22 protein-coding genes and 1 tRNA gene are annotated in these 24,795 nt (G+C 35.3%); 16 read left to right on the top strand and 7 right to left on the bottom strand.

Annotated elements, in window-relative coordinates; all coding sequences use genetic code 11:
* Window positions 1–67: 67 nt before the first annotated feature.
* From J0871_RS03920 to J0871_RS03910, 3 genes are all read left to right on the top strand, one after another.
* Entirely contained in the window at window positions 68–1,915 is a 1,848-nt protein-coding gene (locus J0871_RS03920; RefSeq protein WP_208223573.1) for a M1 family metallopeptidase, read from the top strand.
* 279 nt (window positions 1,916–2,194) lie between these two features.
* Complete coding sequence (gene rnpA / locus J0871_RS03915; protein WP_208223571.1) at window positions 2,195–2,575, top strand: ribonuclease P protein component; 381 nt, start codon at window positions 2,195–2,197, stop codon at window positions 2,573–2,575.
* Window positions 2,576–2,643: 68 nt separating this feature from the next.
* Complete coding sequence (locus tag J0871_RS03910) at window positions 2,644–4,278, top strand: S41 family peptidase (RefSeq protein WP_208223569.1); 1,635 nt, start codon at window positions 2,644–2,646, stop codon at window positions 4,276–4,278.
* On the opposite strand, the gene J0871_RS03905 is transcribed toward J0871_RS03910, so the two are convergent.
* The 3 genes from J0871_RS03905 to J0871_RS03895 all read right to left on the bottom strand — a co-directional run bounded on the left by J0871_RS03905 (window position 4,279) and on the right by J0871_RS03895 (window position 6,189).
* On the bottom strand, window positions 4,279–4,716 hold the full coding sequence (locus tag J0871_RS03905; RefSeq protein WP_208223567.1) for a GNAT family N-acetyltransferase: 438 nt from the start codon (window positions 4,714–4,716) through the stop codon (window positions 4,279–4,281). It abuts the gene before it with no gap.
* A 182-nt stretch (window positions 4,717–4,898) separates the two neighbouring features.
* On the bottom strand, window positions 4,899–5,333 hold the full coding sequence (gene rpiB, locus J0871_RS03900; RefSeq protein WP_208223566.1) for a ribose 5-phosphate isomerase B: 435 nt from the start codon (window positions 5,331–5,333) through the stop codon (window positions 4,899–4,901).
* A 667-nt stretch (window positions 5,334–6,000) separates the two neighbouring features.
* Window positions 6,001–6,189 (bottom strand): hypothetical protein, encoded by a 189-nt coding sequence (locus tag J0871_RS03895; protein WP_208223565.1) that lies wholly within the window; start codon window positions 6,187–6,189, stop codon window positions 6,001–6,003.
* Between the two features lie 264 nt (window positions 6,190–6,453).
* Here J0871_RS03895 and rnr point away from each other — a divergent pair, with 264 nt between their 5' ends.
* From rnr to J0871_RS03880, 3 genes are all read left to right on the top strand, one after another.
* Window positions 6,454–8,643: a ribonuclease R gene (gene rnr, locus J0871_RS03890; RefSeq protein ID WP_208223564.1), complete on the top strand. Its 2,190-nt coding sequence runs from the start codon at window positions 6,454–6,456 to the stop codon at window positions 8,641–8,643.
* A 150-nt stretch (window positions 8,644–8,793) separates the two neighbouring features.
* The gene (locus J0871_RS03885; RefSeq protein WP_208223563.1) at window positions 8,794–9,465 is read left to right on the top strand and encodes a head GIN domain-containing protein; all 672 of its coding nucleotides are present in this window, start codon (window positions 8,794–8,796) and stop codon (window positions 9,463–9,465) included.
* Window positions 9,466–9,496: 31 nt separating this feature from the next.
* Window positions 9,497–10,195 carry a LysE family transporter gene (locus J0871_RS03880; RefSeq protein ID WP_075325372.1) on the top strand — a complete coding sequence of 233 codons (699 nt, stop codon included), beginning with the start codon at window positions 9,497–9,499 and terminating at the stop codon, window positions 10,193–10,195.
* Window positions 10,196–10,252: 57 nt separating this feature from the next.
* Here J0871_RS03880 and J0871_RS03875 read toward each other — a convergent pair.
* Window positions 10,253–10,323: transfer RNA gene (locus tag J0871_RS03875), tRNA-Cys, on the bottom strand.
* Window positions 10,324–10,468: 145 nt separating this feature from the next.
* Window positions 10,469–10,825, bottom strand: coding sequence for a dihydroneopterin aldolase (folB, locus tag J0871_RS03870; protein ID WP_075325371.1), 357 nt, complete (start codon window positions 10,823–10,825; stop codon window positions 10,469–10,471).
* A 342-nt stretch (window positions 10,826–11,167) separates the two neighbouring features.
* Between folB and J0871_RS03865 the strand changes: the two genes are divergently transcribed.
* From J0871_RS03865 to J0871_RS03850, 4 genes are all read left to right on the top strand, one after another.
* Window positions 11,168–12,844, top strand: a complete 1,677-nt coding sequence (locus tag J0871_RS03865; protein WP_208223562.1) for a glutamine--tRNA ligase/YqeY domain fusion protein — start codon at window positions 11,168–11,170, stop codon at window positions 12,842–12,844.
* Window positions 12,845–12,981: 137 nt separating this feature from the next.
* On the top strand, window positions 12,982–13,356 hold the full coding sequence (locus J0871_RS03860; protein WP_075325369.1) for a YtxH domain-containing protein: 375 nt from the start codon (window positions 12,982–12,984) through the stop codon (window positions 13,354–13,356).
* A gap of 10 nt (window positions 13,357–13,366) precedes the next feature.
* Complete coding sequence (locus J0871_RS03855) at window positions 13,367–13,717, top strand: phage holin family protein (protein ID WP_075325368.1); 351 nt, start codon at window positions 13,367–13,369, stop codon at window positions 13,715–13,717.
* Window positions 13,718–13,722: 5 nt separating this feature from the next.
* On the top strand, window positions 13,723–13,956 hold the full coding sequence (locus tag J0871_RS03850) for a DUF6327 family protein (protein WP_208223561.1): 234 nt from the start codon (window positions 13,723–13,725) through the stop codon (window positions 13,954–13,956).
* 167 nt (window positions 13,957–14,123) lie between these two features.
* Here the strand turns inward: J0871_RS03850 and J0871_RS03845 are convergent, their stop codons facing one another.
* Together J0871_RS03845 and gltX are read right to left on the bottom strand one after the other, a co-directional pair.
* The gene (locus tag J0871_RS03845; RefSeq protein WP_208223559.1) at window positions 14,124–15,086 is read right to left on the bottom strand and encodes an SPFH domain-containing protein; all 963 of its coding nucleotides are present in this window, start codon (window positions 15,084–15,086) and stop codon (window positions 14,124–14,126) included.
* A 293-nt stretch (window positions 15,087–15,379) separates the two neighbouring features.
* Window positions 15,380–16,897 carry a glutamate--tRNA ligase gene (gene gltX, locus J0871_RS03840; protein WP_208223557.1) on the bottom strand — a complete coding sequence of 506 codons (1,518 nt, stop codon included), beginning with the start codon at window positions 16,895–16,897 and terminating at the stop codon, window positions 15,380–15,382.
* A 116-nt stretch (window positions 16,898–17,013) separates the two neighbouring features.
* On the opposite strand from gltX, the gene J0871_RS03835 reads away from it, so the two are divergent.
* The 6 genes from J0871_RS03835 (at window position 17,014) to J0871_RS03810 (ending at window position 24,787) form a co-directional block, all read left to right on the top strand.
* A complete protein-coding gene (locus J0871_RS03835) occupies window positions 17,014–20,274 on the top strand; it encodes a DUF4175 family protein (RefSeq protein WP_208223556.1) in 3,261 nt (1,086 codons plus the stop codon).
* The gene (gene ybeY, locus J0871_RS03830; RefSeq protein WP_208223924.1) at window positions 20,267–20,686 is read left to right on the top strand and encodes an rRNA maturation RNase YbeY; all 420 of its coding nucleotides are present in this window, start codon (window positions 20,267–20,269) and stop codon (window positions 20,684–20,686) included. Before J0871_RS03835 ends, ybeY begins: the two co-directional genes overlap by 8 nt.
* 20 nt (window positions 20,687–20,706) lie before the next feature.
* Window positions 20,707–22,578, top strand: a complete 1,872-nt coding sequence (gene mnmG / locus J0871_RS03825; RefSeq protein ID WP_208223554.1) for a tRNA uridine-5-carboxymethylaminomethyl(34) synthesis enzyme MnmG — start codon at window positions 20,707–20,709, stop codon at window positions 22,576–22,578.
* Between the two features lie 141 nt (window positions 22,579–22,719).
* Window positions 22,720–23,211, top strand: a complete 492-nt coding sequence (locus J0871_RS03820; RefSeq protein ID WP_208223552.1) for a hypothetical protein — start codon at window positions 22,720–22,722, stop codon at window positions 23,209–23,211.
* Entirely contained in the window at window positions 23,211–24,044 is an 834-nt protein-coding gene (locus tag J0871_RS03815; RefSeq protein ID WP_208223550.1) for a class I SAM-dependent methyltransferase, read from the top strand. Before J0871_RS03820 ends, J0871_RS03815 begins: the two co-directional genes overlap by 1 nt.
* A 230-nt stretch (window positions 24,045–24,274) precedes the next feature.
* A complete protein-coding gene (locus J0871_RS03810) occupies window positions 24,275–24,787 on the top strand; it encodes an OmpH family outer membrane protein (protein ID WP_075325361.1) in 513 nt (170 codons plus the stop codon).
* The last annotated feature ends 8 nt before the right edge of the window (window positions 24,788–24,795 follow it).

Raw genomic sequence — 24,795 nt, 5'->3', positions numbered from 1 at the left:
ATAAATAGGAATAAATATTTTAATTTCGATTATCGAGTAATATTTTGATCATAAAAACCACAATTAAATGAAGAAATTATTATTAAGTCTGGCCCTTGTTGCAACCTCCCTCGCCAGTGCCCAAAACAACACCAACTACTGGCAACAGCACGTAGATTATAAAATGGAGGTAGATATGAATGTTGAAAACTTTCAATATACCGGTACACAGGAATTGGAATACACCAATAACTCACCTGATACTTTAGATCGCGTTTTTTATCATTTGTATTTTAATGCTTTTCAACCCGGAAGTGAAATGGATGTCCGCTCTACAAGCATACAAGATCCAGATAGAAGGGTAGGAGACCGCATTTCTAAATTAACCGAAGATCAACAGGGTTATTTAAGAGTTTCAAGCCTTAATCAAAACGGAAATGAGCTTTCTTATGAAGAAGTAGGTACCGTTCTGGAAGTAGAACTGGACGAACCTATTTTACCGGGAGAAAAAGCTACTTTTAATATGGAATTTAAAGGCCAGGTGCCCGAGCAAATTCGCCGTTCCGGTAGAAATAGCTCAGAAGGTGTAGCGCTTTCTATGAGCCAGTGGTTTCCTAAAATGGCAGAATATGATTTTGAAGGCTGGCACGCAGCGCCTTATATAGGTCGTGAATTTCACGGAGTTTGGGGCGATTTTGATGTAAAACTTACCATTGATAAAGATTATACCGTTGCCGCTTCGGGATATCTTCAAAATCCAGAAGAAATTGGTCACGGCTATTCAGATGAAAAAGTAGAAGCAAAAGGCGATACCCATACCTGGCATTTTGTAGCACCAAAAGTGCACGATTTTACCTGGGCCGCAGATCCTGAGTATATTCACGATAAAAGAACTGCTGAAGACGGAACTGTACTTCACTTTTTTTATAAAGACAATGATGAAATAAAGGAAAACTGGAAAAATCTTCAGGAAAAAACCGAAGATTTACTAATATTTTTCAATGAAAATATAGGCCCTTATCCGTGGGATCAATATACCGTAGCACAAGGTGGCGATGGCGGAATGGAGTATGCCATGCTAACCTTAATTACAGGAGAACGTAATTTTGGAAGCCTTGTAGGTGTAACCGCTCACGAACTTGCACACGCCTGGTTTCAGCATTTAATGGCTACAAATGAGAGTAAACACGAGTGGATGGACGAAGGTTTTACCAGCTATATTTCCAGCCGTGCAATGAACCAGGTTATGGAAACCTATGCTGAAAATCCGCATACCGGTTCTTACCGCAGCTATATGGGCTTAGCAAACTCGGGGATGGAGCAACCACAAACCACCCAGGCAGATCGTTATGCTTTAAACGCCGCTTATGGCGCATCTGCATATTCTAAAGGTGCGGTATTTTTAGCGCAATTAGGCTATGTTATTGGAGAAGATAATCTTGATAAAACTTTAAAGCGTTATTATGACGAATGGAAGTTTAAACACCCAACGCCAAACGATTTTATAAGAGTTGCCGAGAAAGTTTCAGGTGCAGAATTAGACTGGTATTTAAACGACTGGACGCGTACTACTAATACTATAGATTACGGAATTAAAGAAGTTACCGAAGCAGATGATAATTCGACTAAGGTAACTTTAGAAAGAAAAAAATTAATGCCTATGCCTATAGATCTTACTGTTCGTTATACCAATGGCGAAGAGGAAATGATCTATATCCCGTTGCAAATAATGCGTTGGGAAAAATCTGCAGAACACGAAAACTGGACCGTAGCAAAAGATTGGGCCTGGGCCTATCCAACCTTCGAATTGAACATAGATAAACCACTTAGTGAGATTGAAAGTATAGAAATAGACGAATCTCAACGAATGGCCGATGTAAACAGGGATAATAACCTTTATACTGCCGAAGAATCTTCAGAAGAAGTACAGGAGTAGTTTTTCGAAATTTTTAAATTAATAATTAGACCTCACAGTTTTATACCTGTGAGGTCTTTTTTTATGAGAGCTTTTATCAGTACTTGGTACGTCATTCTGTCCCGAAGCTTCGGGATTGTTTCAGAATTTAAGCCTCTTAGAACTCCGAACAAATTTCGGAGCAGGCTCTGAAACAAGTTCAGGTTGACGTATATAATTTAACCCCTATAGCTTATTAATTCCATTTATTTCCGCTTAAATTTTTCATAGAGAACTTAAAACTATGCTTACTTTTGAACTATGGATGAAAGTTTTGGAAAAGACGAAAAATTAAAGAGCAAAAAGCTCATAGATATATTATTTCAGGAAGGAAAATCGGTTAAAAAATATCCGCTAAAACTCATCTATCTCCCCATTACCAATCCTGAAATTACTACTTTTAAAACCGGGGTTTCAGTACCTAAAAAACTGGTAAAAACTGCTGTTGGCCGCAACCGTATTAAACGTTTGATGCGGGAAGCTTTCAGAAAAAATAAGTATCTTGTAACCAGCAACTTCACACAACCTTATGCTTTGATGTTTATTTATATTTCCAGGGACGAAATTAGTCTGGAAGACCTAAATAAAGCAATGATAAAAGTAATGGAGAAGTTTAATGAATCGGAAAATAAAATAAGCTGAATTTCTATAAATCGGCTTAAATCACCTCGGAAAATTTAATCTCGATTATCGAGTAAAAATATTGAAAAATGAAAAAGAAACTCGCCAAAAAAATTGCGGTAGTTACGCTGGGCGCTACGTTAATTTTCAGCAGTTTTGGCTTTAAATCTGATTTCTTTGAGATCGCCAAACAAATTGAAATTTTTACCACGCTTTTTAAGGAAATAAACATGAACTATGTTGAAGAAACCAATCCTGCCGCTTTAATGGATACCGCGATTAAAGCGATGCTGGCCGATTTGGATCCTTATACCAATTACTGGAACGAGCAGGATGTTGAAGCCGCAAGAATCAATAATTCCGGGGAATACAGCGGTATTGGAGCCACAGTACAGGTAATAGAAGATGCTTTATTGATTATGGAACCTTATAAAGGTTATCCCGCCGATGAAGCCGGTTTAAAAGCCGGGGACGAAATTATTGAAATTGAAGGAATAAAAGTAGCCGATTATACCGATGATGTTGGAGAATTACTCAATGGCTCTCCAGATTCTCAAATTAATATTAAATATCGTAGACAGGGAGAAATAAAATCAACCGAGCTTACCAGGAGTGCTATCAACTTAAAAGCAGTGCCTTTTTATCAACTTTTAGACGAAAAAACCGGGTATATAGTGCTTTCCCGCTTTAATGCCAAAGCTTCTTCAGAAACAATTAGGGCGCTAAAAGATCTAAAAAACCAGGGTGCAGAAGAAATTATACTGGATCTTAGAGGAAATCCCGGCGGCTTATTAACTGAAGCTATAAACGTGAGTAATATTTTTTTACCAAAAGGGGAATTGATTACTACCACAAAATCGGTTATAGAAAAATATAACAAAGCTTACCAAACTCAAAAAGAACCCATAGATACGCAAATTCCGTTGGTGGTTTTAGTAAACGGACGTAGTGCTTCGGCCAGCGAAATTGTAGCTGGCGCTATTCAGGATTTGGATAGAGGAGTGGTTGTAGGTGCCAGAAGTTTTGGAAAAGGTCTTGTACAACGCCCAAAAGAACTCGCTTACGGTACGCAGCTTAAGATTACTATTTCCCGTTATTATACGCCTAGCGGAAGGTGTATACAGGCTTTAAACTATGCCGAAAGAGATGAAGAGGGGAAAGCGATAAAAAGAGCTGTAGAAGATTATAACGAATTTAAAACCAGGAATGGACGCAGCGTTTTTGATGGCGGCGGAATTTCTCCCGATGTAAAACTGGAAACTTCTGAATACAGCAATATTACCAATGCGCTACTCGCACAGAATGTTATTTTTAATTTTGCTACCGAATATTATTATAGAAATGACTTGAAAGATCCTGAGTCATTCGAGTTCACCGATACAGATTTCAACAGTTTTAAATCCTTCTTGAAAACCTCTTATTTCGACTATAAAACCGCTACAGAACAGGAACTTGAAGAACTACTTGCCATTGCTTCAAAAGAAGGTTATGAACAGGATATTCTAGGTCATTATAAAAGTATTTCTTCTGAAATTGAAGCTCAGAAGAAGAAAGAATTAGACGAGAAGAAACACGAAATAGTAAGCATTTTAACCGATGAGATTATAAAGCGCTATTTCTACAAAGAAGGCTTGTATGAATATTACGTTGAACACAATCCTGAGATCTTAGAGGCTAAATCTATTTTAAACAATAACCAGCGTTATTCAGAAATTTTGCAATAATTATTTTACCATCGCGATATGCGGAATTCCATCTTCAAGATAACCTTCGCCTATTTGCATAAAGCCATGGCTTTCGTAGAAATCGGTTAAATATATTTGAGCAGAAAGTTTAATATTATCGGTTTTAAAACGTTTTTTAATAGCTTCTACAGAAGCTTTTAGAATAAGATGTCCATAAGCATTTTTACGTTCCGATTCTTTTACCACAACCCGGCCAATAGCGGCTTCGTCAAAATAAAATCCTTTATCAAAACAGCGAGTATAGGCAATTATATTCCCATCTTTAACCCCTATTACGTGCAGCGCGTCGCTGTCTTTTCCATCGATATCCTGGTAAACACAATCCTGTTCTACTACAAAAACTTCAGACCGAAGTTGTAATACCTGGTAAAGCTCTTCAAGACTAAGTTCATTGAAATTTTTAATAAGGATTTCCATATTTTTCTAATGAATATTTTGTTCAGAAATAAGAAAAGAAAAGACTGTTTGAAAAGTTTTAAATCATCATCCTGAACTTGTTTAAGGATCTAAGATGTTAATAATAAACACAAGTTAGAAGCTGAAACAAGTTAAGCTTGACTAAGCTATACTTTTCAGACAGTCTCGATTATAATAAAATATTAATTTTCAACCGGAATCTTATCTACTCGTTTTTGATGTCTTCCACCTTCAAAAGAAGTTTCCAGAAAAATTTCAACCATATCTACTGCCTGGTGTTCTGAAACAAAACGAGCGGGAATACTCAATATATTTGCATTGTTGTGTTCTCTGGCCAGTTTAGTGATCTCACCCGTCCAGCACAGAGCAGAACGCACACCCTGGTGTTTATTAGCAGTCATATTTGCACCATTACCACTGCCACAAATAATAATTCCAAAATCTACTTTTTTGTTTTCAACATCATCTGCTACGGGGTGCACAAAATCTGGATAATCTACACTATCGTCACTGTTAGTACCATAGTTAATAACTTCTATCCCCTTGTTTTTCAGGTAATAAACAACCTTTTTCTTGTATCCGGTACCTGCGTGATCGTTTCCTATTGCAATTTTCATAATTAAGTTTTTAGCTGTCACAAAGGTAAAAAAACCACTTAGTAACAAGGTTATTTTCAATTGTTAATTACTTTTTAAATATCCTTTAGTATCAAGGCTTTAGTATTGACATAGCATTGTGGATAAGCATTGATGAGAAACTGAGAAACTTATTTGCGGTATTCAAATTAAATTTCAATAGCAAAATATCTACGAGTAAATCAAATTATAAGTCTGTTATTTTTAGCAAAGTTATCAGCATATAAAAACAGGTTGTGAACACTAAATTCATTTTCATTTATCCCGATTAGATATTAAGATTTGGTTATCAACTTTTGTTAAGTAAATATTAAAATAGTAAGATTTCCAGTCTTTTAGAACTTTAGAAGTATGTTAATAAGTTGTTATCAAACTAAGCTAACTTAAAAACCAAATAAACCTCAAAAAAATTATTCTACAAGTTAACAGCCTATAATAATCATTAGTTTTAATTTTTATAAAAAGAAGAAAAAAGAATAATAATATATAATGTTGATAACATTGAATGCTATCTGTAAAAATTGAAATTTGAATTTGGAATTTTAAAGTTTAGCCTTATAAAATATAAGCCTCTGAAAATGAGTTCAATTAGAGATTTGAACTTATAACTTTTAAAATAAAAAAGTTTAAAAAACTAAAAATCAGTGATTTAAATATATTTTGTATAGGATCTAGTTTCTTCTGAAACACTTATTTTTTCATCCGTATAGAGCTTGGTAGATTTAATATCTACCTGGCTTTTTTTATTTAGGGAGAGGTTTATAGAAGCTATGAAACCTATTAATCCAAGTAGAAAAATTAAAACGAAGAAGAGCGATATTTTATGGGCTTTTTTCATAGCAACTTGATTACCAGATGTTGCAAATATCTCGAATATGTATTGCAGCAACTTTAAATTAAAATTAAGAAAAAATTAAGATTTGAGGTATGTAATTTGTTTGAAGTAGTAAAAAACGGGGGATTTTACCCAGTACGAAATTTATGTTAAGGAAATGTAAAAATATTTTGTAATAGAATAATTTTCAGAGCGCTTAACAAAACTTTAATCGCAAATAGATGTCATTTAATGCAGAAGCCGTAATTTTATACTTTAAATATTGAAATGAGTAAAAAGAATAAAAATAAATCCCAACACCAGGGTGACCTTGCCAAAAGTATAATAGATATCCTTAGAAAGGAACCTGGAAAAACCTTTAATCATAAGCAAATTGCCGCTAAACTTGGAGTTAATGATGCTACAAGTAGAAATAATATTATTAAAAAATTAGCCCAGTTAACTGCAAAAAAACAGATTGAAGAAGAGGAACGCGGAAAGTTTAAAATTAGTAAGAAAAGTAACGATTATTACCACGCCGTGATAGATATGACCACCAAAGGTTATGCCTACGCCCTGGTAGATGAGTTAGAAGATGATGTTTTTATCTCTCCCAAAGATCTTAATACGGCTTTTAACGGTGATGAAGTAGAAATATATATTTATAACAGAAAGCGAAATAAAAAATCTGAAGGAGAAGTAACCCAAATTTTAAAGCGTAAAAGAACCGAATTTGTTGGTGTGCTTGATATGCAAAAAGATTTTGGTTTTGTTGTTATTGGCGATCCTAAGATGTATACCGATGTTTTTGTGCAGAAGAACAAAATGGGTGATGCTAAGAACGGCGATAAAGTAGTTGTTGAAATTGAAGAATGGCCAGAGAAAGCCGATTCTCCTTTTGGTAAAATTATTCAGGTTTTAGGTACTCCCGGTGAACATCATACCGAGATACATTCTATCCTTGCACAATACGGTTTGCCGCACGAATTTCCGAAAGAAATAGAAGATTTTGCCGATGAAATTGATACTTCAATTCAGCCGGAAGAAATTAAAAAACGTCGCGATATGCGCGATGTTTTGACGTTTACCATAGATCCCGGAGATGCAAAAGATTTTGATGATGCCCTGAGTTTTAAAAAATTGGATAATGGAAATGTGGAAATAGGAATTCATATTGCCGATGTTTCGCATTACGTACAACCGGGAACCATATTGGACGACGAAGCATACGAACGTGCAACATCGGTGTATTTAGTAGATCGCGTGGTGCCAATGCTGCCCGAAGTACTTTCAAACAACGCCTGTTCTTTAAGGCCAAACGAAGAAAAATATACTTTTTCGGCAGTTTTTGAAATCGATAAGAGTACAAAAGTGGTGAATGAGTGGTTCGGGAGAACCGTGACATATTCTGATGCGCGGTTTGCTTACGAAGAAGCTCAACAGATTATAGAAACCGAAAAAGGAGAAATTCCTGAAGATATTTCTATCCAGGATAAAGCTTATACGGTTAACAATGAAATTGTTGATGCTGTTTTAACTATGAATTCAATGGCTAAAAAGATGCGTTCCGCAAGAATGCGTCAGGGTGCAATTTCTTTTGATAAAGTGGAAGTTAAATTTCAATTAGACGAAGAAAATGAACCTGTAGGTGTTTACTTTAAAACAGCCAAAGATGCCAATAAACTTATTGAAGAATTTATGCTTTTAGCCAACCGAAAAGTGGCTGAATTTATAGGAAAACGAGAACAAAAGAAGACTTTTATTTATCGTTGTCACGACGAACCCGACGAAGAGAAACTTGTTTCTTTAAATAGCCTGGTTTCCAGGTTTGGTCACGGTTTAAATCTTAAAAACAGGAAAACTGTTTCTTCTTCATTAAATCAGTTGCTACAGGATGTTCAGGGTAAAAAGGAGCAAAACTTAGTAGATACACTGGCCATTAGAACTATGAGTAAAGCTTATTATGGCACCGAAAATATTGGTCATTATGGTTTAGCTTTCGATTATTACTCGCATTTTACTTCGCCAATTAGAAGATATCCAGATGTGATGGTGCATCGTTTATTACAGCGTTATTTAGATGGGCAACCTTCAGCAAAAGAAGAAGAGTATGATGAAAAATGTCATCACTCCAGCGAGATGGAAAACCTTTCTTCTAATGCCGAAAGGGATTCTATTAAATATATGCAGGTGAAATTTATGATAGATCACCAGGATAAAGAATTTGTGGGTGTAATTTCTGGAGTAACAGACTTCGGTATATTTGTGGAAATTATAGAAAATAAATGCGAAGGAATGATTCGTCTTCGCGATATAAAAGGCGATCATTATGATTTTGATGCCGATAATTACGCTATTGTAGGTAGAAAAACCAAAAAGTCTTACCAATTAGGAGATGAAGTGATCGTAAAAGTGAAAAATGCCGATTTAGTAAAAAGACACTTAGATTTTACACTTATCGGAAAAAATGAAGAGTAAATAAATTTCAGAAAAAATAGAACGTCATCCTGTTCCGAAGTTTCTTATTATTTCAGGATCTAAGTTGGTGAACAACTTAGAATTTAAAAATAAATTCAGGATAAAGGCTGAAAAGACCTTCGGGCAGACTTAACTATAAATTTTTTAAAGATGAAAAAATATCTTTTTATACTGTTTTTAATGAGTGTTGGTATGCTAAGCGCCCAGGAACTCACCCAGGATTTAGAAGATTTTAATGAAATTAAAGTCTATAATGGTTTGGATGTTATTTTAAAAGAAGCAAACCAGAATAAAGCCACCATAACCGGTGAAAACCGCACCGATGTAAAATTCAAAATTGATAATGGCATTTTAAAAGTGCGAATGAGTATTGATGAAATTCTGGATAATGATAATACTCAGATCACTATTCAGTTTAAAAAACTTGATAAAATTGATGCCCGCCAGAATGCTTCCATAAAAGTTGATTCTAAATTAAAGCAGGATCTTCTTAATTTAAATGCTTCAGAAGGCGCCGATATTTTTGCTGATGTAAAGCTTAATAAACTATATGTTGATTCAAATACTGGAGGTGAAATTGAAGTTGAAGGTAAAACCGAAGACCAGGAAATAGACATTAATACCGGTGGAAAATTCTTCGCAAAAAATTTAAAGTCTGTAAATACCAAAATTAGTATCAAAGCCGGTGGCGTTGCAGATATTACTGCCAGCGGAAATGTAGAAGCAAAGGTTAGGGCAGGAGGTACCGTAAACGTATATGGTAATCCTAAAACTTTAGATCAAAATACACTGTTTGGCGGCAAAATAATTAGAAAAAACTAAAAAGTCTACATTTGTAAAATAATACAATTGTATGTTTCAGGATGTATTAGCAGCCCTACCCTTAGGTCTTTTTTTAGCATTTTTACTTGGTCCGGTATTCTTTGTGTTACTGGAGACTGCTGCTATTAAAGGCTTTAGAGCCGCTTTTGCATTTGACTTAGGTGTTATTTTAGCCGATATTGTATTCCTTTTTGTCGCTTATTTAAGTACTACTAAACTACTTGCCAGCATAAAAGACGATCCTGCACTGTTTATCTTTGGTGGTATGATTCTAGCCACTTACGGGGTAATGAGCTTTGTACAGACCAAAAAAGTACTTAGGCAAGAAGATGATACCCCAGAGATAAGAAAACTCAGTAAAAGCGATTATATGGGTTTGGCAGTAAAAGGATTTCTGTTGAATTTCATCAATATTGGTGTCCTCGGTTTTTGGTTAGGATTAATTATCGTTTTTGGGCCAAAACTGGATATGGAACAGGATCGTATAATGGTTTTCTTCGGAAGTGTTTTAGGAACTTATCTCGTTTTAGATGTTTTTAAAATTTTACTTGCTAAAAAATTAAACCGAAAATTAACCCCAAACCGAATCTATCTTATGAAAAAGGGGATTAGTATAATGCTTATCGTTTTTGGCGGAATGCTAATTTTCCAGGGACTTTTTCCCAACCAGGTGAACGGAATTAAAGATCAAATTGAAACGATTACTCCAAACGATACCATTAAGAATTAAGTATAAACCTTGAATTTTGCGTATAAAAAAAGCCCCTTAGAAAAGGAGCTTTTTTTGAGGCATCGAGCGGATTCGAACCGCTGTACAAGGTTTTGCAGACCTCTGCCTAGCCACTCGGCCACGATGCCCTGTTTTATTTAAGGGTTGGCAAATGTAATAAAAATTTATAGTTTAAAAAATAAAACTAATTAGTGGTATTCAGGAAGATTTAGTAGACTAAAATTAATAAAATTTAGTTCTTTAAATCTTTTCTAAATATTGAAAGCCAAAAAATTAACGCGATTTACTTCTAATTACACTAACCATTGCCACATTTCCACCAATAGGCGGATTTATTTTTGAAACTTCAACCTTTGCTTTTTGTACTAAAATTATTTCATCTAAAACTCTTTTTAAAATACGTTCGGCTACGTTTTCCAGAAGCTTAGACCTAATTGCCATTTCTTCTTTAACAATTTTGTTTAAATGTACATAGTCTATGGTATCTCCAAGAGAATCGGTCTTTGCAGAATGAGATAAATCGCCTTTCACCTTAAGATCTACCCGATAATCACTTCCTATTTTTCCTTCCTCATCAAGACAACCGTGATAGGCAAAAACCCTGATGTTTTTTAATTTTATACTTCCCAAAAGATTATTTTTTACTCAATTATAGAGATTATCTTATTTAAATTATTCCTTAAATTCAGGGATCCTCAGCTTGCGCGGTGGAGTTTACAAAGATAAGCGGGTAGGTGCTTTAATTCAATTTTATTGCCCTGGATTTTATTATTTTCCTCAAAGATTTAAATTTGAGTTCTACTTAATCAAAATATATTATTTCTTGTCTGGTAAAGCTTGGGTGCGGCGACCTATTTTTTGGTAACTTTGCGGCTTATTCCATGTAGGGTTTAATATTTTGAACCCGGCGCGAATCTAAAAATAAATGTCTGATTTTAACCTCTTTTACGAGGTTTTTGATTTTAATAAATTATGGCTGAAGAAAAAAGATCGCTCAATTTTATTGAGCAAATTATAGAAGAAGATCTTCAAAATACCCACAAAAAAGAAGAATTAAAATTCAGGTTTCCGCCTGAACCTAATGGTTATCTTCATATTGGGCACGCGTCTTCTATTTGCTTAAATTTTGGTTTAGGCGAAAAATACAATGCGCCCGTAAACCTTAGATTTGACGATACAAATCCTATTAAGGAAGAGCAGGAGTTTGTAGATGCTATAAAGGAAGATGTTTTGTGGCTTGGCTTTAAATGGGAAAAAGAATGTTATGCTTCAGATTATTTTCAGCAGTTATATGATTGGGCTGTAGAAATGATAAAAAATGGGGATGCTTATGTAGATAGCCAGACATCAGAAGAAATTGCGCTTCAAAAAGGAACTCCAACCGAACCAGGGAAGGAAAGTCCATATAGAAATCGTTCTGTAGAAGAAAACCTGGACCTATTTGAGAAAATGAAAGAAGGGGAAACTCCAGAGCGAGGTCACGTTTTACGCGCAAAAATAGATATGGCTTCCCCAAATATGCTAATGCGCGATCCTGTGATGTATCGCTGTTTGCATAAAAATCATCATAGAACAAATGATACCTGGAAAATTTACCCAATGTACGATTGGGCACACGGCGAAAGTGATTTTATAGAAAATATTTCACACTCTTTTTGTACGCTGGAATTTTTACCACACCGCGAATTATATAATTGGTTCGTTGAAAGAGTAAGTAAAGAAGGTGAATTAAAGCCTAAACAAAGGGAGTTTGCCCGTAGAAACCTTAGCCATACTGTAGTTAGTAAACGTAAATTGATGCAATTGGTGGAGCAAGGCGTGGTTAACTCCTGGGACGATCCCAGAATGCCAACAATCTCAGGTTTAAGAAGAAGAGGTTATACGCCAAATTCAATTAGGAAGTTTGCCGATTCTATTGGGGTTGGAAAGCGTGAAAATATGATAGACGTTGCACATTTAGAATTTTGTGCTCGAGAAGACCTTAATAAAACAGCACCAAGGGTTATGGGAGTTTTAGATCCTGTAAAATTGGTGATTACCAATTATAAAGAAGGAAAAGAAGAATGGTTGGAAGCAGAAAACAACCCGGAAGATGAGTCGGCCGGAAGCAGGGAAATTCCTTTCTCAAGAGAACTTTATATAGAAAAAGAAGATTTTAAAGAAAGTGCAAACAGAAAATTTTTCAGGTTAACACTTGGGAAAGAAGTGCGATTAAAGAACGCTTATATTATTAAAGGTGAGGAAGTGGTAAAGGATTCCGAAGGAAATATTACCGAAATTCATTGTACTTACGATCCTAAAAGTAAAAGTGGTAGTGGCACCGAAGAATCTAAGCGAAAAGTAAAAGGAACCTTGCATTGGGTTTCTGCCAAGCACGCTTTAGAAACTGAAATAAGGCTTTACGACCGCTTATTCAGCGTAGAAAATCCCGATGGCGATAAGGAAAAAGATTATATGGAATTTGTAAATACGGATTCGCTGGAGGTAATTAAAGGTTTTGTAGAACCTAGTTTAAAATCGGCAGGAATTCAGGATAAATTTCAATTTCAACGCATAGGATATTTTTGTGTAGATAAAGATTCAAAAGAAGGTGAACCAATATTTAATCGCACCGTAGGCCTAAGAGATTCGTGGGCAAAAATTAAATAAGCTGTAATCCATTTGGTTAAGTGGCTTTTTAAGAATATTTTAGTAAAGCATTTTAACATATTAACCGGTTATTAACAGCATAGCCTTAACCCATCTTGTATCTTTGGGTTTAGTATTAACTTAACTAAAAAACTATTATGGCAAATACAGGAAGTACACTATTAGCATTAATTACCGGAGCTGCAATTGGAGCAGGAGTAGGTTTATTATATGCTCCAGATAGCGGTGAAAAAACCCGTAAAAAATTAAAAGACGAGTCTAAAAAAGCTCAGGATAGATTAAATAAAAAGTACACAGAGACTTCTTCTAATCTAACCGAAAAAGCCAAGCAGGCTCGTGTAGACTTTGAAGCAAGATTAGAAGAAACTCTTTCTTCGGCAAGTCATAAAGCAGATGATATTCTTACTGCAATGGAAACTAAATTAGAAGAGCTTAGAAAGCAAAACGCCAAATTACAGAAAGATGGTAAAGGAGGCGATTCTAAAGACAAACCAAATAAAGCAGTAGTATAGAAATAATTTTATGGCATTTGAAAAACTATCCAGAAGTATTGACGAGCTAAATTATAATTTGAAGGCATTTGCCCACAGCAATGCTGAATATTATAAACTTGAATTCTTTAAACAAGCCATGAAAGGGGCCATTGGTCTTGTTCAGGGGCTTTTGCTGGGTATATTTTTCATCTTTGCCTTAATTTTACTCTCAGTAGCTGTCGCTATTCTTATTAGTGAAGCTATTGGTACACCAAGTTCCGGTTATTTTATTGTAGGCGGATTCTATTTTCTATTATTCCTGGGAATATTATTCTTCGGAAGAAAACCAATTGAGAAGATTCTGTTAGTAAAAGTTTCAAGAAAATTTTTTAACGATTAAGCACTATGAAGGAATATAGTTCATTCAAAGAAATAGATCGGGATTTAAAAATTCTGAAACTTCAAACCAAAATAGACCAGGAGGAGATCAAATTGAATATAGAGCGTACTAAAAGTGCTATGTCTCCCTTATCTATTATGGGAAGTATGGCAGGATCTATTTTACAAAAAGCCTTTATTCTTAAAGCTGTAACAAAGCTTACCGGGTTAAAAAAGGTAACTGCTAAAGTAAAAGGTTAGAAAACTTCTTATAGATATTATAAGGGTTTGAAAGTTTGTTTTTGAATCATACGTCATTCTGAATTTATTTCAGGATCTAACATTTTAGATCCTGAAACAAGTTCAGGTTGACGGAGATAAAATACAAACTTTCAAACCTTTTTTATTTAGGCAGGAAGAGGTTTTAATTATTTCCTTCTCGAATCATCCTGATTCTTTTTCCCCTGTTCAATTTCTTCATTTTTCTTGCGCATCGCTTCTCCAATTTGATTGGAAGCAGTAAATGACGCCACCATATTATTCAGCATATCGCTTCCTGCCTGGGGCGAATTCGGTAATAAAATAAGATTACTGTTGGTTTCTTCACCAATGGCTTGCAGTGTATCGTAATGCTGCGTTACCACAATTAATGCTGAAGCTTCCTGGGAGTTTATTCCCACATTATTCAATACATCCACACTTTCTTCAAGTCCGCGGGCAATTTCCCTTCTTTGGTCGGCAATTCCCTGTCCCTGTAAACGTTTACTTTCGGCTTCCGCGCGTGCTTTTGCAACAATTCGTATTCTTTCGGCTTCTCCTTCGTATTCTGCAGCCACTTTCTCGCGTTCTGCCGAGTTTATTCTGTTCATAGCATGTTTTACCTGCTCATCTGGGTCAATGTCTGTTACAAGCGTTTTAATGATGTCATAACCATAATCCTGCATAGATTCGTTAAGCTCACGATTAACGGCAATGGCAATATCGTCTTTTCGTTCAAAAACATCATCTAAGATCATTTTTGGGACTTCAGCCCGAACTACATCAAAAACATATGAAGTAATCTGATCTGACGGACTTTCAAGTTTATAAAAAGCGTCGTAAATATTAGTTCTAATTACCTGGAATTGCACCGATATTTTCAGTTTAACAAAAACGTTATCCTTGGTTTTGGTTTCTACCAGAACATCCAGCTGTTGTACTTTTAAATTGATTCTACCGGCAATTTGATCTATTATAGGAATCTTTAAATGAAGTCCGGAATTTTTAATGCTTTTAAATTTTCCAAATCGTTCAAGAATCGCCGCCTTTTGTTGGCGAACAGTGAAAATTCCGCTGAAAAGAATCAGCAGAAATAATACAATAATGATGGGGATGAAGACGTAGCTAAGCATAATTTTTAGGAGATATAAGTTGATTCTCCCAAGATAGTGAAAGTTTGCTCGATAATCGAGATTAAATGCGCCGAGACTTTACTCGAAATCAAATTGTATTTTCCAACACTAATGCTTAGTGAGCTGGCTCTGATGTAGTTTAGTTAGCTATGTAGTACAAGGTAAAAACAACAAATAGGCTTTATCGTCATTGCGAACCCGATTGTTATCGGGAGCAATCTCTTCAACTGAAAAGATTGCTTCACTCGTACCTCATTCGCAATGACGTAGACAGCCTATTTTGTTCTAAATTGTTATCCCAGCGTTTTTATCGCTTTTTCCAGGCGGGAAATGGTTTCTTCTTTTCCAATCATTTCAGCGATTTCGTAAAGGTCTGGGCCTTGCATAGCCCCAACTAAGGCTAATCTAAAAGGCTGCATCACTTTTCCAAAACCAACTTCTTTTTGCTGGATCCAGGCTTTTACTTCGGCCTGAACGGTTTCTGCTTTAAAATCTTCCTGTTTTTGTAAAACCTGAATTAATTCCTGCATTAGATCGGCTGTATCATCCTTCCATGCTTTTTTTGCATTTTTAGGATCGTAAGAAGTAGGAGCGAGGAAGAAAAAATAACCCTGATCCCAAATATCGTTTACAAAAACAGCGCGTTCTTTCATCAAACTAACTACCTTTAAAACGTAGTCTGAAGAAACTTTAATTTCTTTTTTCTCAATTATTTTTTCCAGTTTTTCGGCGACTACTTTTTCATCTGCCTCGTGCATATAATGTTGCTGAAACCACTTGGTTTTTTCGGGATCAAATTTAGCTCCACCTTTATGTACACGATCTATTTCAAAAGCTTCCACCAGTTCGTTCAGTTTAAAGAATTCCTGTTCTGTTCCGGGATTCCAACCTAAAAAGGCCAGCATATTGGTAACGGCTTCAGGGAAATATCCATCTTCTCTATAACCTGCAGAAATTTCTCCAGAATTAGGATCTTTCCATTCCAACGGAAATACTGGAAAACCTAATTTGTCTCCATCTCTCTTGCTTAATTTTCCTTTTCCCTGTGGCTTTAAAATAAGTGGTAAATGCGCAAATTTAGGAGCATCCCATCCAAAAGCTCTGTATAACATAAAGTGTAGTGCCAGCGAAGGCAACCACTCTTCACCACGAATAACGTGGGAGATTTCCATTAAATGATCGTCTACAATATTTGCCAGGTGATAAGTTGGCATCCCATCACTTTTAAACAAAACCTTATCGTCTAAAGTGCTGGTGTCAATTTCCATTTCACCACGAATTTCATCTTTTATATGCAGATTTTCGTCTTCAGGAGATTTAAACCTGATCACGTAATTCTCATCGGCATCTAATTTTTCTCTAACCTCGTCTTCAGAAAGTGCAAGGGAATTTTGCAATTTCATTCTATTATGCCAGTTGTAGATAAAAGTTTTTCCCTTCTCCTCGTGGTTTTTTCTATGTGCGTCTAACTCTTCAGCAGTATCAAAAGCGTAATAAGCCTGATCTTTTTTCAGGAGTTCTTCGGCATATTTTCTATAAATATCTTTGCGCTCGCTTTGGCGGTAAGGGCCGTAATCACCTTCTTTCCCGGGCCCTTCATCAAAAGGAATTCCGCACCAATTAAGGGATTCAACAATATAATCTTCGGCACCTTCAACGTATCGGTTTTGATCGGTATCTTCTATACGCAACACAAAATCTCCCTTGTGTTTTTTGGCAAATAAATAATTATATAAAGCTGTTCTTACCCCGCCAATATGCAAAGGGCCGGTTGGACTTGGCGCAAAACGCACGCGAACTTTAGCAGACATATCTAGTTTTGTTTTTAACTGCAAAGATACAATCTTATTAAACGAAACCTAATGAGAGTCGCATCAATACTACGGAAATCACTCCGCCAAAATTGTTGTATTTTTAAGCTTCAATTATGGAAAATTACAATCAAATAAAAAGAAAGCTGGCGGCCTTTATCAGGAAGTTTTACCTGAATAAATTGCTGAAAGGAATTATCTTATTTCTGGCTATTGGCTTACTTTATTTCCTAAGCGTTTTAGCGATAGAATATTTTCTATGGTTAGAACCTTCAGCAAGAACATTTTTATTCTGGATTTTTGTTGGAGTAGAGGTGATGCTGTTGGGCTACTTTATTATAATTCCGTTGACGAAACTCTTTAAATTTTCTAGCGGAATAAATGATGAAGAAGCTTCAAAAATAATCGGCGCGCATTTTCCTGAAGTAAACGATAAATTGTTGAATATTCTTCAGCTTAAAAAAGATTCACAACAATCTGAATTATTGTTAGCCGGGATCGAACAAAAGTCGGCCGAACTAAATAAGGTTCCATTTACCCGTGCTGTAGATTATAAGGAGAACCGAAAATACTTAAAATACGCCTTATTTCCAGTAGTATTGATTTTAGGGCTTTTAGTAACCGGAAATATGAAGTTGATTGCTTCGCCATTAGATAGACTTGCAAAACATAATACCGAATTTGAAGCGCCCGCGCCATTCAGGTTTATAATTTTGAACGATTCTTTAAAAGCCAGGGAGAATTCAGAATATAAAATCCTGGTAAAAACAGAAGGAAATATCACTCCCGGAAAGCCTGAAATTTCTTACAACGGACAAACCTATTTTTTAAAACAAGTTGCCCCGGGAAGTTTTGAATATACTTTTAAAAGGCTTCAAAATAATGTGAATTTTAGGTTGAGTGCCAACGGCATAAATTCTAAAGAATATACCCTTGAAACTCTAAAAGTACCCAAACTTTTAGATTTTAAAATTAAGTTTGACTATCCTAATTACATAGGAAAGCTTAATGATAGTTTAAGTGGTTCAGGGAATGTAAATGTACCGGAAGGCACAAAAATCACCTGGAATTTTAATACAAGAAATACCGAAATTCTCAATTTTACGATTGAAGATTCTTTAATTAAACTTTCTGCTGAAAATTCAGATTTCCAATATTCACAGGCTGTTTATTCTCGTTTGGATTATAATGTTAGCACTTCAAATAGGGCTATTAAAAACTTTGAGGCTTTAGATTATTCCGTAAACGTTATCAAGGATGAATATCCGGTAATTGAAATTCAACAGAAACTGGATAGTACAGATAATACTACACAGTATTTCTATGGAAAACTTTCTGACGATTACGGTTTAAATAGCTTAAAACTGGTTTATTATGTTGAAAATAAAGAAGATAGCCTTCAAAAGGATGAGATTTCGATCTCTAATGCCGCTTTTGATGATTTCCATTACACATTTCCCGGAAATTTGGATCTAGAACCCGGAGAAACCTATAATTTCTACTTTCAGCTTTGGGATAATGATGCGGTGAATGGAAGTAAAAATACAAAAACTTCAACCTTTAGTTTTAGAAAGAAAACAAACGAGGAAATAGAAGAGGAGAAGTTAAGACAACAAGGTGAGTCTATAAATAATTTGAGTGAAAGTTTAAAAAACATTCAATCTTCAGAAGAAGAATTAAATGAACTTAACCGCTTGCAAAAGGAAAATGAAAACCTGGATTATAATCAGCGTAAAAAACTTCAAAACTTTATTCAACGTCAAAAGCAACAATCTGAAATGATGCGTAATTATTCTGAAAAACTTAAAAACAGTTTTGAAGAAAATCAGCAGGAATTAAGTTCAGATTCTCCTGAAAAAGATGAACTCAAAAAACGTTTAGATAGAAATGAAAAACGCCTTCAGGAGAATGAAGCACTATTGGAAGAATTGCAAGAAATAGCCGATAAAATTAACCGGGAAGAGTTGGGAGAAAAACTGGAAGAACTTTCTAAAAGAAATCAGAGTGAAGAAAGAAATTTAGAGCAGCTTTTAGAATTAACCAAACGCTATTATGTAGAAGAGAAGCTTCACAAATTGGCGAGAGATTTGGATAAACTTTCTGAAAAACAAAACCAATTGTCAGAAAATTCTTATGCGGAAACTTTAGAAGAACAAAAGAAAATTTCGGAGGAATTTGAAGAATTTCAGCAAGAAATGAATCAATTGGAAGATGATAATAAGGATTTACAAAAGCCCACAGATTTACCTCGTGACGAAGTTGATGAAGAAAGTATAGAAAAAGATTTGAATGATGCAGAGCAAAATTTAGATAATGGAGACAGGGAAAAGGCAAAGGAAAAACAGAAGAATGCTGCTCAGCAAATGAAGGAAATGAGCCAAAAAATGCAGCAGCGTTCAATGCAGCAAAGTGGAGAAGAACTAAAAGCTGATATTGAAACGCTTCGACAAATATTAGATAATTTGGTCACATTTTCATTTCAGCAGGAGGAGCTTTTGGAGGATTTCAGTAAAATAGATATCAATAATCCGGGATATGCTGCCAGGCTTAGAAGACAAAACGATCTCAGGGAAAACTTTAGACATATTGATGATAGTTTATATTCCCTTGCGCTTAGTAATCCTATGATCACCGAGAATATTACTAAAAGCTTAACTGACATAGAATTTGATATCGATAAATCACTTGAGCGGCTTGGCGAGAATCAATTACCCCAGGGAACCGCGAGCCAGCAATATGTAGTAACCGGCACAAATGATTTGGCTTATATGTTGAGTGAAATTCTGTCGATGATGCAACAACAGGCAAATCCGCAATTGGGAAAAGGACAGGGTGAAAATTCAGAATTTCAGCTTCAGGATATTATTAAAAAGCAGCAGGAAATTAATAAAGAATTTCAGGAGCAGGGAAAACAGCAAAAAGGAAAGCAGAATGAAGGAAGGAAGCCCGGGGAAGGAATGGGAGAAGGGGAGATGGAAAGGCTGTTCGAAATTTATAAAGATCAGCAAGAACTGCGGCAAAGCTTACAGGAATTAAATGAGAAAGAAAGTTCGCAACGGGGAAAACAAATTGAAGAGCAAATGAAGGAGGCCGAGGAACAATTACTGGACAAAGGTTTTGATCCTGAAAATCTTCAGAAATTGCAGCAATTGGAACACGAATTGATGGAATATGAAGACGCGCGTTTGCAACAGGGAGAAAATAATAAACGAGAGTCTGAAACCAATCTTCAGCAGTTTGACAACACGACTAAAGATCAAAGTATTAAGGCTAAAGAATATTTTAATTCTATAGAAATTTTAAATAGACAAAGCTTACCTTTGCGCGAAATTTATAAACAGAAAGTAAAATCCTATTTTGAGCGAACAGATAATTAATTTTTATTCGGAAAATGATTTCGAGTTTCAGGAGGAAAAATCTTTTGATACCTGGATTAGAAAAGTAATCTCTTCAGAAGAGAAACAGCTTGGAGAGATTAATTATATTTTTTGTGACGATCATTATTTATATAAGATTAATCTCAAATTTTTGGACCACGATACTTATACCGACATTATCTCTTTTGATAATTCTGAGGGAGAAGAATTGAACGGAGATATTTTTATTAGTACAGATCGGGTAACCGAAAATGCGAAAGAGTATAATGTTGATTTTTCTGAAGAACTTAAAAGGGTTATGATCCACGGGATATTGCATTTATGTGGATATGGAGATAAGACTGAAAGTGAGGCCGCTTTAATGCGACAGAAGGAAGACGAAAAGATTGCATTGTTCCACGTGGAACAATAAATTTAGAAAGAAGAATTTTTATGTTCGAAAGTGAATATGATGTTATTGTAGTAGGTGCCGGTCACGCTGGAAGTGAAGCCGCTGCCGCTGCCGCAAATATGGGTTCTAAAACCTTATTGGTGACGATGAACCTACAGAATATTGCGCAAATGAGTTGTAATCCTGCGATGGGTGGGATTGCAAAAGGACAAATTTTGCGTGAGATAGATGCGATGGGTGGTTACAGCGGGTTAGTTAGTGATACGAGTGCCATTCAATTTAAAATGCTTAATAAATCTAAAGGACCCGCAATGTGGAGCCCAAGAGTGCAAAGCGACCGTATGATGTTTGCTGAGCATTGGCGACTTAGATTAGAGCAAACTCCAAATCTGGATTTCTACCAGGAAATGGTAGCCGGTTTGATTTTAGAAGGGAACGAACTTAAAGGGGTGAGAACTTCTTTAGGTTTGGAAATTCGTGCTAAATCTGTAGTGCTTACTAACGGTACTTTTTTAAATGGATTAATTCATATTGGCGATAAGAATTTTGGAGGCGGTAGAGCAGGAGAGAGAGCCGCAACCGGGATTACAAAAGATCTTGTTGATGCAGGTTTTGAATCGGGTAGAATGAAAACCGGAACACCTCCAAGAGTAGATGGTAGATCTTTGGATTATTCTAAAATGATAGAGCAACCCGGGGATGATGTTCCTTCTAAATTTTCTTTTTTAGATGAAACCCAACCTTTAAAAAAACAGCGGTCTTGTTATATGACTTACACCTCGCCAGAGGTGCATGAAATCCTTAAAGATGGCTTTGAAAGATCGCCCATGTTTAATGGACGTATTCAAAGTATTGGTCCCAGGTATTGCCCTAGTATAGAAGATAAAATAAACAGGTTTGCAGATAAGGACAGGCATCAACTTTTTGTTGAACCTGAAGGATGGAATACGGTAGAAGTTTATGTAAATGGCTTTTCTACTTCGCTTCCTGAAGATGTTCAATTTAAAGCTTTAAAATCTGTAGCCGGATTTGAAAATGTGAAATTTTTTAGACCTGGTTATGCGATAGAATACGATTATTTTCCACCTACGCAGTTGAAACATACTTTGGAAACCAAGTTGGTTGATGGGCTATATTTTGCCGGTCAAATTAATGGAACTACAGGATACGAAGAAGCCGCTTGCCAGGGATTAATGGCAGGAATAAATGCTGCTTTAAAAGTTCAGGAAAAGGAAGAATTTATCATTAAGAGAAACGAAGCTTATATAGGTGTTCTTATAGACGATCTTATTACGAAGGGTACAGAAGAGCCTTATAGAATGTTTACTTCCCGTGCTGAATACAGAACTTTATTGCGTCAGGATAACGCCGATTTTAGATTGACCGAGCGTTCTTATAAATTAGGTTTGGCTTCTGAAGAACGTATGCGAAAAATGGAAGAGAAGAAGGAAAAGTCTTCTGATTTTGTAAATTTCCTTAAGAACAAAAGCGTTTCTCACGAGGATGCAAATCCTATTTTGGAGGAGAATAATTCTTCCCCAATGAAGCAAAGTGATAAGATCTTTAAAATATTTTCCCGTCCAAATATTACTATGGATGATGTGCGAAATTTCCCCGGAGTAGAGGAGTATATTCAGGAGAATAATTTGAATACCGAGATTTTGGAACAGACCGAAATCCAGGTAAAATATTCTGGATATATTGAGAAGGAAAAGAACAATGCCGATAAATTGAATAGGCTGGAAGATGTAAAAATCCCTAATAGTTTTGATTATTCTAAGATCAAATCTATGTCTTTTGAGGCACGGGAAAAGCTTAATAAAATTCAACCAACATCAATTTCACAAGCATCAAGAATAAGCGGGGTGAGTCCAAATGATATTTCCGTTTTATTGGTTTATATGGGAAGATAATTTTAAAAGTTCCACGTGGAACAATTTTATTTTTGAAGTACTTTGTTGAGATAAATTTCGCAGGATTAACTTGAAAAACTATTAAAGATCAATCGAATTTTTCATCATTTAAAAACGAGTGTAGGTAATAAGAGCTTCTTATTGCTCTTCACTTTTTTGATTTTTCAATCCTGCATAATTACTACGCATTCCGTAAAGGAAATTAAGACTTCAGAATTAAATTCTCCCGAAGATAAATCTGATTATACTTCTTTTAAATTTAGTAGTTCCATTAAGGTACAAAAAACAAGAGATTGGTTTAGAAATTATTTTGCCTTAGAAAGTGAAGATGATTTAATGAATTTTGAAACCAGTTTTTTAAAAGGATCAGATCACGAATTTATTGTCACCGTTTTTGATTATTCCGATAGGGAACAATATATGGATCTTACCGGACTTTTTTTTGGCGATGGTGTGGAAACTAGGGAGAGCGATCTAAAGTTTTTTGTTGGTATTACAGTTACCGATAAAACCGGAATAGATCACTTAGCAGAAAGTTCTATTTTTCAAAAACCGCTACTCGAACAATTAGCTGAAATGCGAGAAGAATTTAGAAACTTTACCGTGAATAATCCCGATCAAAAATTCTTTTAATGAGCGATAAAAATTTTCATTTAACCTGTAAAGATCATTTAGTTTCTGGCGAAGAATTTCAATTACAAAAGAGAAGTGATTTTGAAATCTTAGAAACAATTCCAAAACCAGAAAATCTTTCGGCTTACTATGAAAGTGAAAATTATATTTCCCATACAGATTCGAGTAAAAGTCTTACCGATAAAATTTACCAGGCTGTTAAGAATTTTATGCTACTGCAAAAATTGAAATGGGTAAATAAAGTTGCTAAAGGAAATAACTTATTAGACATCGGCGCTGGAACCGGGGATTTTTTACAAACGGCTAAAAGAAAGAAATGGAATGTTGAAGGTATTGAACCAAATGCACAGGCAAGAAAATTAGCTGCTGAAAAAGGGATTGAGCTTCAGCAAGAATTATCTTACTTTGAAGATAATTCTTTTGATGTAGTTTCTATGTGGCACGTTTTGGAACACGTTTCAGATTTTGATTTTCAGCTAAAGGAATTGTATCGCTTATTAAAACCAAATGGGGTAGCGGTTATCGCAGTTCCGAATTTTAAAAGTTTTGATGCCGAATATTACAAAGAATTTTGGGCGGCTTACGATGTGCCTAGACATCTTTGGCATTTTTCTCAAACTGGAATTACCGGGTTATTCAAAAAACATAATTTTGAAAAGCTCAACACCAAACCTCTTGTTTTTGATTCCTTCTACGTGAGTTTACTTTCAGAAAAAAACAAAATGGGAAAATCAAATATTATAAAAGCTTTTAAAACTGGCCTGGAATCAAATTTAAGAGCACAACGTACTTCAGAGTATTCTTCTCTCGTTTATTTCTTTCAGAAATGCTAAAAAACGTATTTTAAGCTTATTTAAGCTCGTTTGGCTATTAGGATGATATGATATCAGGTCAATTTTGAGAAACAAGCTTATTTCTAAGCTATTTAATTCATTTTTTATCTATTAAATTTATCATTATAATTTTATATATAAGAATTTCTTATACACCCTTCATAAGTCAGTTTTGATTTAAATCGAAAATTTAACTTTCATACATTTGCGACAAACAAATTCAATTAATGATGAAAAAACTTTTAATGATTTTGGTAGTTGCTGTTTTGCTTACTTCCTGCGACCAGGAAAAAACGGCTTATGTAGATACCACAAAACTTATCCAGGAGTACAAAGAAATGAAAGATGTTGAAGCTGACTTTACTTCTAAATCAGATTCGGTAAAAAAACAATTAGATTCTATTGCCAGAGGATTTCAGCAGGAAGTTCAGGCTTACCAACAGGAAATGAATTCTATGTCCCAGGCGCAACGCCAGGAAAAAGAGCAAGAATTAATGCAGAAGCAGCAAAGAATCCAACAGCAACAGCAAATGCAGGGCAATCGTCTAAGAGAGCAGAGCGATGCTGTTATAGATTCTATTGTAGATAAAGTAAAGGAATATGTAGCAGATTACGGCGAAGAGAATGGCTACACCTACATTTTTGGTTCTAATGAGTCTGCCAACATTATGTATGCGAAAGATGGGAAAGATCTAACCCAGGAAATCCTTGATAATTTGAATGAGACTTATAACAAGAACTAGATTTAAGT

Source organism: Salegentibacter sp. BDJ18, from assembly GCF_017579965.1.
GTDB lineage: Bacteria > Bacteroidota > Bacteroidia > Flavobacteriales > Flavobacteriaceae > Salegentibacter.
The sequence above is the reverse complement of the archived record's forward strand: the minus strand, read 5'-3'. Positions and strand labels throughout refer to the sequence as shown.